Source organism: Streptomyces diastatochromogenes, assembly GCF_002242805.1.
GTDB lineage: Bacteria > Actinomycetota > Actinomycetes > Streptomycetales > Streptomycetaceae > Streptomyces > Streptomyces diastatochromogenes.
Map to the genome: position 1 here is coordinate 142,026 of NZ_MCGQ01000001.1, position 11,605 is coordinate 153,630.

Below are 11,605 nucleotides of genomic sequence, written 5' to 3' on the forward strand. Positions count from 1 at the left end.
TAGCCCCTGGTCATGGGGTGACCATCGCGCAACTCGCCGAGTAGCGAAGCTCGTTGAAGCGAGAGGTGACGCGATGGCCTTGCCCCAGCATGACTTACACCGTGTCCTACATGGTCAGTTTGAGGAGGCGTTTGTAACAGCAGAGGGTCGCGGCGAGGCCGAGGAAGGCCAGATAGTTGCGGAGATGACGCTCGTAGCGGGGTGACAGGCGGCCGTAGCCGGTCAGCCAGGAGATCGTGCGCTCGATGACCCACCGCCGGCGGCCCAGCCGTTCGCTTGAGTCGATTCCCTTGCGAGCGATGCGGACGCCAATGTGTTGGTGGTGCAGCCATTGCCGCAGGTCGGGGAGGGCGTAGGCTTTGTCGGCCTGGAGCCGTTGGGGCTTGGATTGGTCGCTGTGGGATTCGTGTCCTATGTGGAAATGGGCGACCATCGGCTTCAGTCCGAGGCTTTCATGGGTGTTGGCCGCAGAGGGGCCGACGCGTAGGGGCAGTCCGTTCGCGTCGGACAGGACGTGCATCTTCGAACCTGGCTTGACCCGGTCCACAGGCGACGGACCTGCAAGTTCGCCCCTTTTTGGCGCGGACGTGAGCGGAGTCGAGTACTGCCCGGGAGAGGTCGACCAGGCCCTGGCCGGCGAGCATCTCGATTACTTTCTGGTGCAGCCGTCCGCAGGCACCTGCCCGCGACCAGATCAGGAACCGGCGGTGCACCGTCGACTTCGACGCCCCGAAACACGGCGGCAGAGCCCGCCAGGCACAGCCGCTGACCAGGACGTAGATGATGGCCGCGAACACCGCCTCGTCATCGATGTTGGCCACCCCGCCGCTCTGCGGCCGTACTCGCGCCGGCGGCAGCAACGGTCTGGCGATCTCCCAGAGCCCATCGGGCACGATCCATCCCCACCGCGCACTCCCCATGCTCGGCCAACGACCTACTGACCATGTAGGGCACGGTGTCATTCACTGGTCATCGTCACCGCTGCACCGCGTGCCGTGACAACTGTTAGAAATACAGTCACTCTGGCGCCAAAAGCATTCGAGAGATCGATGGTCTCGCCGGCCTGTGCCCCAATGCATCCGAGGGTCATGCCAGTCTGGGCAGGGACGTCAAGGACCAACCCATCTTGAGGTCCCGTCGCCCCACTTCCTCGAAACTGACTTGGGGGCGTCAGCACTTGTACGCCACCTTGCGAGGTTTCGATATTCCTGGCCCAGATGTGCAGGAGAAAGCCTTCATCGCTGGTCACATGAACGACGCTCTCGTTATCGCCGAGACCGAAGTACCCACGTACGATGTGGTCACCATTTGGCATAGGAACTTCTCACCTTCGGCTTGATACTGAGTCCGCGGCTCTAGACACTGTGGCGCGGGTCTTGGCGCTGGTGAAGGCGCCATGCCGATCGAGCGGGAGTGCAACAGGGGTGCGCGGTGGCGAACATCAGCTTGGGAAACTGCAATATCGGGGCCGATCTAACGTCTGACCTGGGTGAACGACTGGCTCCCTGCCTGGGGCGGCACCGTGGCATTCACGGTGGCTCCCCGCTGTTCCCCGCCCGATCTGGTGCGGCTTGTGGGGCACGGGAGGTGTCAGTGGTTGCCCGTACTCTACGGAGCATTGGGGCGGTCTGCTGTCTCGGTAAGAGGAGAGCGCGACCAAGGGGCGTGGCTCAGAAGAGATCCCCGAGCCACGTCGGTCCGGGAGCTCGTGAAGTTCGACAGGCGCCCCTCCAAAGCTGCTGAGGTCTCCGGGGCCGGAGCCGGCTCACTTCTTGCCACGCCTGCTCGCCCTCGTCTTCAGTTCGGCCTGGCCGCGTTTCGTCCACTCACCTTGATGGAGGTAGCACCGTGACGTGCCCTTCAGCGTCTTGTTGCGACAGCGGCCTCCCACCGTCGTAGGCCAACCGCACTTCCCTTGCTTCTACTCACCCACGATCCCCCTCCCCCTTCCGTGAACTCCTTCGCGTTCGGGCATCCAGTGTGGGCCACCTCGCAGGCACGGGGCAGGGCGCGTGGCTGGCGGTAACAGACCATCCATCGCACGCGGGTCAGCACGTCAGGCGCGCTCTTCGCGGTGCGCGCTTTCCAACTGTGTTGATGAGCTAAGAACTCGTAACACGATCTTGCGGATGGGTGCTGGTCGGGCGTGACCGGTACGACGATTCCACCGTTCGTGAGGCGTGGGGAATCGGCCGTGGAACGTGGAGGATGAACTGTGGGAGCTGATCGAGCCGTTGCTGCCGCCGTGGCCGCGGAAGGCTCCCGGCCCGAGGCCGGTGGATGACCGGCGGTGCCTGCAGGGCATCCTGCACGTGCTCTACAACGACGTCAGTTGGCAACTGCTGCCGCTGGAGCTGGGGTTCGGCTCCGGACAGACGTGCTGGCGTCGGCTAGGTCGGCGGCATGAGGCCGGCGTCTTCGAGACGCTGCACGGCATCCTGCTCGCTGAGTTGCATGCGGCCGACGCCCTGGACTGGACCCGGGCCTGCGTGGATGCCTCCCACATCCGCGCGAAAAAGGGGGCGAGGCGACCGGCCCGTCACCGGTCGACCGCGGGAAGACGGGCAGTAAACACCATCTGATCTGCGACGGGAAGGGCACCCCGTTCAAGGTCATCACCACCGCGGCCAACGTCAACGACGTCACTCAGACCCTGGCGCTGGTCGACGGCATCCCGCCCGTGGCCGGAAAGCCCGGCCGGCCGCGTAGGCGCCCCGACGCGCTTCTGGGCGACAAGGGCTACGACAGCAACCCCAACCGGCGCGAGCTGCGCAAGCGCCGGATCCTGCCGGTGATCTCCCGCAAGGGCGCCCCCAACATCAAGGGCCTGGGCAAGCTCCGCTACGTCGTCGAGCAGACCTTCTCGCTCCTGCACCACTTCAAGCGCCTGGCTGTCCGCTGGGAACGGCGCCTCGACCTGCACGACGCTCTCGTCTCCCTCGCCTGCGGCCTCATCTGCTGGAGACGCCTCAAGAAGGTCAGCAGCAGATCAGAAGGGCAGCGGCTCCGAGCTGAGTGACTCGGTATATCCCAGGGACCACCGCCCAGGAACGGCGGCGCAGATCGCATCCAAATCGGCGCGGGTCCGGCCCCGGACGTGAAGCCAGCTGTGGACGCCCAGGCCATCCTGGCGCAGCAGCTTGCCCGGGGCAGAGAACCAACGCACAGGGAATTCCTCCGGACCCGTCCACATTGCGTAGTCCGGCAACTGGACCCGCTGAAAGTGTTCGGGCACCGCACCAAGCAGATCCACGGGCAGCTCGCACGCGTTGTACAGCCGTCCCCCACCGCCGAACAGTGCCTCGCTCAGTACGAGTTCGACACAGGCCAAGGCCACCCGGTCCAAGAACGGCACCCAGCCGTGCCGCGCCTGAACCAGCACCGGAGGATCGTCCCGGTCAAGGTCGGTAAGGCGCACACCCCAGAAGGCACAGCCCTGGTTCTCACTGCGAAAGACGAGGACACCGCCACCCTCGTCATGCACGAACACCTCGTGAGGAGGCAACAGCGGGTCCTGGTTGGCGACCATGTCGGGCCGGCCACCCACGAGCGCATGGAACTCGTGCAGCGCAGTCGGCAGGGAGCGGCCGAGCATCGCCTCCGCCTGCGCCAGCCCCGCCCTGGGCGTGCCGTCGTCCTCGGCCAGCGCATCGCCCCAAGCGGCAGCAAAGGTGCGGATGAATCGCCAGGCCCGCTCCCGATCGGAAATCCCGCCATCCAGAGCATGGGCTACGTCGAAGCTGCCACTCATGCCACAGAACGTATCGGAAGCCCGAGCCGCATCGCCAAGAGACCACCAGTCCGCCAGAGAGCGCCGCCCTCCAGGACCAATCCGTAGCTTGGCAGCTCGCCAGAGCAGCCCAGCGTTGATCCGGCGAACGTGATGCCTCGACGACACGACCAAGATCGTGTTACGAGCTCTAAGGGCCTCGTGCCAGGGCGTTCTCCTGCGTTCATGCCGGCGCTGCGCGGTTTTGGGATCGGAGTCCCGCTTGAACGACCGCGAACGCCGCCAAATGAGACGCAAACTGAGACAGACGGTGACCAGATGTCAGATTCTGTCATTGCTCAGTGCCCTTCCCCGGCCTCAGGGCGGCCCGAAAGGGGGCTCGTGCTGTTAGACACTATGCTCACGGATGGCCACGTTCAGAGCCTCTCGCTTCGGCTGGATCCGTGTTCGCCACGCATCATTTCGTTCATCGGGAGAGGCGATATCTCCATATTGGATGCCTTCTCTGATAGTCCTGCACGTCCAGCCGATGTCGATCGCGATGTCAGCCACGTCCTTGGGCGCCAGACTCGAGACCACGTTAATGTTGTCGTGGACTACCTGATCGGCTGCTTCGAGATCTGCTAGAACAACGTCGGTAGCTGTAATGGAGCGTCGCAGTAGATTCAGTGAGGTCTGAAAGGCCTGGTATGCAAGAAGCTGGGCCTCGTAGCGTTTTGTGGCGACCGATGCCTCCGCGTTGATTCTTGCCGCTCGTACTGCTGCACCTCTGGCGATGAGAGCACCCACTAGGCCACCGATCAGGCTCGCCAGTGCCGCGATCAACGCTGCTAACCCCTGGTCCATGACAACGGTTTAGCACGTCGGACCGGTCGGTGGAGTCCCAATGACCGAGGCACGGCAGCAGGCGCCGCCCGTCAGGTGAAGACAGCGTCTGCAGGTATCCCCGACCTTGCGATCTGGCCTCATCCTTATCAGGTCGATCATGAGGGGCTGTCGACGTCGACCCATCGGGGCTACGCCTCGGGCTGCGGTCGGCCGGGGTGCAGCGGGCAGTACTCCGGCACGGCAGGACGGACGGGGAACTGCCAGATCGGCGCCTTCCTCGCATATGCCACCCCGCGTGGACGGACACTGATCGACCGACGGCTGTATGTGCCCACCTCCTGGATGGAGCACCGCGAGCGGTGCCGCCGGGCCTGCATCGGTGACAACGTCGCCTTCGAGACGAAGGTCGCCATGGCGAAGGCAATGATCCGCCGCGCAATCGCGGACCGGATCCCGTTTCGGTGGGTGACCGCGGATGCCGCCTACGGCTTTTCCAAGGGCTGGCGGTTCGAGCTGGAGCAGGCCGATGTCTTCCGCGTCATGGCCACCACCCGCCACGATCCCGTCGTCACCCGCTGGGCGATCGACCATCCCGTCCACGACCTGTTCAACGGCCTGCCGCGGCAGAAGTGGAAGCGCCGTTCCTGCGACACCGGGTCTCACGGCCTGCGGATCTACGACTGGGCACGCATCGCGGTCCGGCCCTGGCACCGGCCCGATCGCCGCCACTGGGTCATCGCCCGCCGCAGCGTCGCCGACCCGGGGAGATCTCCCACTACATCGCCTAGTGCCCGGTCGACACCACCCTGGACGACCTGATCCGCATCGCGGGCAGCAGGTGGGCCATCGAGGAATGCTTCCATAGCGCGAAGCAGGAATGCGGCCTGGACGACTACCAGGTCCGACGCTATCCCGGCCGGCACCGCCACATGACCCTGGCCATGGCCGCCCACGCCTGCCTGACCGTCCTACGAAACTGGATGCCGACAATGCAGAAACGGATCCTCCCAGCTCATCCATCTCAGCCTCGCCGAGATCAGACGACTGATCACCCGCCTCACCGACCGCCGGACTATGACCGTCGACCACATCCTGCACTGGTCACACTGGCGGCGACGACGCCAACACCAAGCCCGCATCAGCCATTACAAACAACGCGGACACAGCCCCTCAAAGCTGCCCAGCGATCAGAACAAGCACCGTTGCAGTACTAGACGGCGGGTGGGAACGCGCTCGAAGGTCTTGGCGATCTCACCCCCCTGACCGGCCAGTCCTCTGGGCTCACAGCCCACGCGGAGGCGGCTTCAGAGGACTGGCCAGGCCAGCCTTCGGCGAGCTCCTTCAAGTGCGGCCACGACTCCACCAGGTCCGCGTCGGCCGCGACCCATTCGACCGACAGCGGAAAGGGGTCATTGAGGCGGCGCACCTGTGCCTCGGCCTCCCACTGTCGGCGCACCCCCTGGGCGAGTTGGTCGGCCACTTCATTCAGCCGGGAGGGTGCCAGCCTGCTTTTGTCGCGGTGAAGCACGGCGATCACTGCGGCAGGTAGCGCCAGCAGGACGGTGAAGGCGGACGCCACGGTGACCAGATCTTCGACCTGGCGGCCGCGTGCGATGTACCACGCCAGGAACGCCCCGACCATGACTACATACAGCAGTCCAACCCATTTCGGTACACGTCTCACATGGTGATAATGCGGGATTGCGAACGGCGTTCCCATGATTTGACGTCGCCGACATCGTCGGACCGGCTTGCCGGGAACTTGACGATCCCATCACGGGATCGCCACACGAGGAAACGCCACAGGACCCAGGTCGGCGAGTTCCGTCGGTAGCCCCATTGTCAGAACGCCCTGGAAGGATGCTCGCATGCAGACTCTCGTGATCTCTCGCAGCGAAGGTTGAACATTCTCAGCGAAGGTTGAGTGGCCGGACCACCGCCTACCGCAGTTGGCGTTGTTCGGTAGAGGGCGGCCGCTCCATTGGCGTCATCAGCCCGCCTGGGGTTTGCCCAGGATCAGTCCGGAGTCGCGCAGCCATGCCTTGCCCGCCGGGCTCCAGTCGGCACGGGAGCCGAGGGCGACCCAGACCCCGAATTCACCGGGGGCCGGCTCGGGGTGTTGCTCGGTCCAGACGCTGTTCAGACAGAGTTGGATGCCGCAGTTCTTGAAGTCGGGCACGCCCCGCCAGCTGCAACCCCAGCTAACGTTCATGGTCAGTGGCCCGAGTACGGAGACCATCCGGTCCAGTTCCTCCTCGGTGCAGTCATCCTCAGGCTCGCTTTCCGGGCCGCCGAAGGGCGGGGTCAGGTTCAGATGGAAGGTCATGCCTTCGGGCAGCGGCCAGAGGTCGGCCAGGTCTGGGCGGAGCTGCATGTCCGCTATGAACAAGTGACTCGACTCCTGACGATCGAACGCGATACCACGACATGTCAGTTCGTCCAGGAAGGGGCCGATGCCAGACTGATACCGCTCCCCGGCGACCCGTCCGACGCTGAAGGTGTGCACCGCGTGCAGGTACTGCTCGCGTGTGGTGACCTCCTCCAGCTGAGGCCAAGGCACACCGACCGAGTCGGCCAGGTCGCGCATGATCACGCGTGCCCGTGACAGCGCGCTCGGCGCGTCGGAAAAGGACTCGCACACACGATAGAGAGAAGACGACAAGGAAGGAGCCTCTCTGGCAGGGACAAGTAAGGGCGGTATTGCTGCACCGAGCATCCGACGCAGATCCGGGTCAGGTCCACTCGGGCCGGAGAAACGCTCGCGCTCCAGGCCCGTCGGCTGAGCCGGCATCAGGGCGTGCCCCAAGAGGCCGAGACGAGCCTGGCCCTCACCACGCTGGGGTCGCTCAACCTTCGGCGAGAAACACTCAACCTTGGCTGCGACAGCTCATCTCGTCCGAGTACTCCTGACCATCGCCTCCAACATGATTGGCGGCGGTGCCCTCGGTCTGGTCTCTGAAGCGTTCGGTTGGCTCCTCCTCGACGACCCCACGCTGGTGGCTGGGACGGCCGGCGCCTGCCTCGGCATGCTGCGCGCCTCGTGGGTTCTTGGCGTAGCGAGGCGCTGAGTGGAAGAGGCGTGACGCACCCGGCTGACGCCTCGCGCACCCCGCTTCCCGGCCCCACGCGGGGTGGTGGCCTCCAGCTCGCGCGTATGCCGTAAGCTGGGCGTACCGACGCGGGGTGGAGCAGCTCGGTAGCTCGCTGGGCTCATAACCCAGAGGTCGCAGGTTCAAATCCTGTCCCCGCTACCAACGCACCGGCCCCCTCGACACCAACATCGAGGGGGCCGGAAGCATGTAGGACGCCGGGCCCACGGAGTGAACTCACCACCGACAAGCTCGCCCCGGCGGGTATAGAAGACGGCGCTGAGCAGTCGGTGCAGCCGGGGACGCTTCCGGGCGGAGCGCAGTTGTTCGGGTGGTTGCGCTTGATTCAGGTGTCGTTGAGCGTGACCGTGCCGGGCACCTTGAAGATGTCGCCCCCGTCACCGGCTCTGTTGTCGGCGACCGTTGCTGACGTCGGTTGTCGAGAAGATCTTGTTGATGAACATCTGGTTGCGCCGACTGCCGGCGTGGTCCGTGGAGACGGCGACGTCGTGCTGGCGGGCAAGCTCGGCGCGGACCTGCCCGATCTTCTCCGTCACCACGCTGACCGGCACGGCATGGACGAGGGCTGAGGTCGTGGCGGGCGGAACCGGGAAAAGCGGCGGGGCGGGGCAGCAGCGTGCCGGGGCCCAGGGCCGCGTCGTTCAGGTGATGTGTCCTGGTTGATCACATGATGCCGAGGGTGATCAGTGGACGGTTGGCGTCGCGGGTGTGGTGGCGGAGTCCAGCGGCGATGTTCGTCTGGTTGGCGAGTCGGAGAGCGCCGATGGCCAGGTTGCGCAGGGATGCCATGGCACGTGGAGCGGTGCCGGTGCGTACGCGGGAGGCGTCCTCGGCGTACGTGGTGTCCCTGACGTGGTGGATCTTGTTCTCGATGCCCCAGTGGCCGCGGACGCGGCGGGCGATCTCGGTTGCGTCGGCCTGCTCCGCGGTCAGGTCGGTCACCCCGTAGATGCGTTCCAGGGTGACCTTGCCGGTGGTGACGATCCGTCGGCGGCGCACGATCTGGACGGCCTGCACCGCGTGTGGGAACGCGATCCCGGCGACGGCGGCGGCCTTGATCCGGCGGATCTCGTCGCGGCCGTGCGCGGTGGCCCGCGTCTTGTCCAGGAGTGGCACTTCCCGCCATGGCAGGGCCTTCAGCCACTGGTGCAGGGTGGGCTGATTGCCCTTGATCAGCGCGATGTAGTGGGCGTGCTTGTCCTCGACGAGGAAGCGCGCGTGGGCGGTCTGCGAGTGGAGGGCGTCGAAGGTGACCACCGTGCCGTGCAGGTTGAGCGGGGCAAGCAGGGGCTGGAAGACGGTGATCTCGTTGGTCGTGGCGTCCACCTCGCGCTGGGCGGTGACCAGGCCGGTCCCCGTCATCGCGGCGAGCAGATGGACCTGGGTGCCGTCGGTGCGGCGGGCACCGCGCACGGTCTTGCCGTCCACGGCGAGGGAGGGCAGGGGCCGCCGGTCGCTGTCGTTCTCCTCCTGGCCGGCGGCGCGTTCGCGCCCGGCGAGCCAACTTCCGACGGCTGTATCCAGCGCGTCGCCGTCGATGCGTTGGAGGACACGACGGACGGTGGCCTCGGCCGGGGCGACGGGGCCGCGGTCCGGCTCCCGGCATGGGCCACCGAGCCGGGCCAGGACGTTGGGCGGGGCGTCGGCGGCCCACTCCGCGATCGCGGCCAGGGACTTCGCTCCGGCCAGGACCGCGCACGCGGCCAGGGAGAGGACGAAGGCGAGCGGGTGGCGTCGGCCCTGGTCCCGGCGGAGATCGGGCACCTGAGCCAGGCAGGTCAGCAGGCCGGGGAGGTCATCGGGGACGGTCGGCGCGGTGTCGGCGAGTTGGCCCAGAGGGCGCGGGATGAGCGAGGATGAGCGGGCAGGCACGGTCTTCCGTCGTGGTGATCAGGGACTCGACACCTCATGATCACCGGAAGTCGTGCCTGCCTCCGCGTCAGCCCCCGCCGACCACCCCGCAGTCCTGCCCCAGCTCCTGAAGCCCCATCAACCCGGATGCACCGCCGGAACGACGCCGCCCTGCCCGCGTACCCCGTCGGTCACCGTCATCGTGGCGCCGACGGGGTACGCCCGTCACCCGCGAGCGGAGTGCGACTTCAGCGGATGCGGTGCTTCCGCCAGAAGGGGCCGAGGTCCCTGTGCGTCATCGACTGTGCGGCCTTCTTGAAGCCGGCGGTGGTGGAGACGCCGTACCAGTGGTCGTGGGCGTACTTCTTGATCAGGCGCGCCATGGTGCCGGCCCCGAGGACGTGCTCCAGGTCGGCCAGGACGCAAGGGCCGATCCCGTACACGACCTGGAAGTACTCGCCACGGTGTGTAGACCAGTAGGCCATCGAGTTGGTGAGCGCGGCGGTGGCGCTCGGCCAGGAGCCGTCCGGCGAGCACTCGAACCCGTCCCAGCGGTAGTAGCGCGCGTTGGCGTACTGGGCGAAACTCTCGTCCAGCCAGGGTGAGTTGTACTCGTCGTTGCCCACGATGCCGTACCACCACTGGTGGGCGATCTCGTGGACGGTGGCGCCGCCCTCCTCCTCGGTGCCGAGGATGACCAGGCCGGGGTACTCCATGCCGCCGGCGAACCCGGGGGTCATCACGAGGTCGATCTCGCCGTACGGATAGCGGCCGAACTCCCTGCCGAACCGGTCGATGGCGGCGACGCCGTCCTTGCGGTTGAGGCGGACACCGGCGGCGGGCGTGTTCGGCGACCAGTACGACTTCACGCGCACGCCGCCGGGCGAGGTCTGGGTCGCGGTGCGGAACGGGCCCGCCGCCCATGCGAAGTCCCGCACCCGCTTGGCGACGCTGTGGGTGACCGTACGCCCGGTACCGCCGGGGCGGGTCCATGTGCTGCCGGTCGCCGGGACCTTGAGGGCGGACGGGTGGTCGAGGCGCACCCGGAAGTCGCTCGCCAGGGTGTAGAAGCTCTCGCCGTACGACACATACGGATCGAGGTGCCACCCCCTCGCGTCGTGCACGGCGAGGACCGGCAGCGCGTTGCCCAGGAAGCGGAACGCGCCTTCGCGGCCGAAGCGGTTGTTGCGTGCGGGCACGGTGAGGGCCACGTCGAAGGAGACGGCCGTCCGCTCACCGCGTGCGAGCGGCCTCGGCAGAGCGATGCGCAGCGCCGTGCACTTCACGCCGGGGCGGCCCGGAGTGCCGCCGCGCACGTGGGAGACGCGGACGGGGGACGGTCTTCCGGATGTCCCGCAGCCGTCCTCGCCATTGCCCCACAGGCGTATGTACACCTCACGCAGGGGCCGGCTGGAGGCGTTGCGGAAGGATACCGTCTGCCGGCCCGCCCAGTGGGAGCCGTCGGCGTCGGCGCGCAGCTTCACGTCGTAGCTGGGGCGGTCGGGCGTCGCGGGTTCGGCCGCTCTCACCGCGGCGCCGGGCGCCGGGCCGGACGGCGTGCCGGCCTCGGCCACGGTGGAGCCTGCTGTCGCGAGCAGCGCGAGCAGGGCGAGCAGGGCGACCAGCAGACGGCGACCGGTTCTTGAGGGGCCCGTGGGCGACGAAGGCAACGAAGGCATGGCAGACGACACGACAGATGACATGCCAGCGGATCTTGTCACAGGGTTCCCCACGGCCGACACAGGCCCGCGCGAAGAGAGGAGGTCGGCTCCGCTTGGGCGGCGAAAATGCCAGGGTACGCAGGGGATGTTCGCTGTACGTTGGCGCACAGTGGGGCATCGAGAACAAGATCCACCACGTCAGGGACACCACGTACGCCGAGGACGCCTCCCGCGTACGCACCGGCACCGCTCCACGTGCCATGGCATCCCTGCGCAACCTGGCCATCGGCGCTCTCCGACTCGCCAACCAGACGAACATCGCCGCTGGACTCCGCCACCACACCCGCGACGCCAACCGTCCACTGATCACCCTCGGCATCATGTGATCAACCAGGACACATCACCTGAACGACGCGGCCCTGGGC

At 66.8% G+C, this 11,605-nt stretch carries 11 protein-coding genes, 1 tRNA gene and 1 pseudogene; 5 read left to right on the forward strand and 8 right to left on the reverse strand.

What is annotated here, in order from left to right; all coding sequences use genetic code 11:
• Positions 1-106: 106 nt before the first annotated feature.
• A protein-coding gene (locus tag BEK98_RS00650) for an IS5 family transposase (protein WP_094214315.1) occupies positions 107-920 on the reverse strand; the annotation gives its coding sequence in 2 pieces (ribosomal slippage) (positions 107-572 and positions 571-920; 816 coding nt in all).
• Positions 921-958: 38 nt separating this feature from the next.
• Positions 959-1,249, reverse strand: coding sequence for a hypothetical protein (locus BEK98_RS48490; RefSeq protein WP_143684058.1), 291 nt, complete (start codon positions 1,247-1,249; stop codon positions 959-961).
• A gap of 931 nt (positions 1,250-2,180) precedes the next feature.
• Between BEK98_RS48490 and BEK98_RS00655 the strand changes: the two genes are divergently transcribed.
• Positions 2,181-3,019, forward strand: a protein-coding gene (locus BEK98_RS00655) for an IS5 family transposase (RefSeq protein ID WP_244201683.1) whose coding sequence is annotated in 2 segments (ribosomal slippage) — positions 2,181-2,498 and positions 2,501-3,019 — 837 coding nt in all. Because the reading frame shifts where the segments join, the coding sequence is not laid out codon by codon here.
• On the opposite strand, the gene BEK98_RS00660 is transcribed toward BEK98_RS00655, so the two are convergent.
• Complete coding sequence (locus BEK98_RS00660) at positions 2,990-3,751, reverse strand: hypothetical protein (RefSeq protein WP_094214317.1); 762 nt, start codon at positions 3,749-3,751, stop codon at positions 2,990-2,992. The genes BEK98_RS00655 and BEK98_RS00660 overlap by 30 nt on opposite strands.
• Positions 3,752-4,117: 366 nt before the next feature.
• Positions 4,118-4,576, reverse strand: a complete 459-nt coding sequence (locus tag BEK98_RS48495) for a hypothetical protein (protein WP_143684059.1) — start codon at positions 4,574-4,576, stop codon at positions 4,118-4,120.
• A 155-nt stretch (positions 4,577-4,731) separates the two neighbouring features.
• Between BEK98_RS48495 and BEK98_RS00665 the strand changes: the two are divergent.
• Positions 4,732-5,606: pseudogene (locus BEK98_RS00665) on the forward strand (IS701 family transposase); the annotation flags it as partial.
• A 162-nt stretch (positions 5,607-5,768) separates the two neighbouring features.
• On the opposite strand, the gene BEK98_RS00670 reads toward BEK98_RS00665, so the two are convergent.
• Both BEK98_RS00670 and BEK98_RS00675 read right to left on the reverse strand, forming a co-directional pair.
• Entirely contained in the window at positions 5,769-6,242 is a 474-nt protein-coding gene (locus BEK98_RS00670; protein WP_143684060.1) for a hypothetical protein, read from the reverse strand.
• Between the two features lie 306 nt (positions 6,243-6,548).
• Positions 6,549-7,220: a hypothetical protein gene (locus BEK98_RS00675; protein WP_244201684.1), complete on the reverse strand. Its 672-nt coding sequence runs from the start codon at positions 7,218-7,220 to the stop codon at positions 6,549-6,551.
• A 515-nt stretch (positions 7,221-7,735) separates the two neighbouring features.
• Between BEK98_RS00675 and BEK98_RS00680 the strand changes: the two genes are divergently transcribed.
• A tRNA-Met gene (locus tag BEK98_RS00680) sits at positions 7,736-7,812 on the forward strand.
• A 176-nt stretch (positions 7,813-7,988) separates the two neighbouring features.
• Positions 7,989-8,237 carry a hypothetical protein gene (locus BEK98_RS48500; RefSeq protein ID WP_143684061.1) on the forward strand — a complete coding sequence of 83 codons (249 nt, stop codon included), beginning with the start codon at positions 7,989-7,991 and terminating at the stop codon, positions 8,235-8,237.
• 94 nt (positions 8,238-8,331) lie between these two features.
• Here BEK98_RS48500 and BEK98_RS00685 read toward each other — a convergent pair whose 3' ends face one another.
• Positions 8,332-9,540 (reverse strand): ISAs1 family transposase, encoded by a 1,209-nt coding sequence (locus BEK98_RS00685; protein WP_094214319.1) that lies wholly within the window; start codon positions 9,538-9,540, stop codon positions 8,332-8,334.
• Between the two features lie 227 nt (positions 9,541-9,767).
• Positions 9,768-11,198, reverse strand: coding sequence for a M1 family metallopeptidase (locus BEK98_RS00690; protein WP_244201685.1), 1,431 nt, complete (start codon positions 11,196-11,198; stop codon positions 9,768-9,770).
• 95 nt (positions 11,199-11,293) lie between these two features.
• On the opposite strand from BEK98_RS00690, the gene BEK98_RS00695 reads away from it, so the two are divergent.
• Positions 11,294-11,566 carry a hypothetical protein gene (locus BEK98_RS00695; protein ID WP_425276574.1) on the forward strand — a complete coding sequence of 91 codons (273 nt, stop codon included), beginning with the start codon at positions 11,294-11,296 and terminating at the stop codon, positions 11,564-11,566.
• The last annotated feature ends 39 nt before the right edge of the window (positions 11,567-11,605 follow it).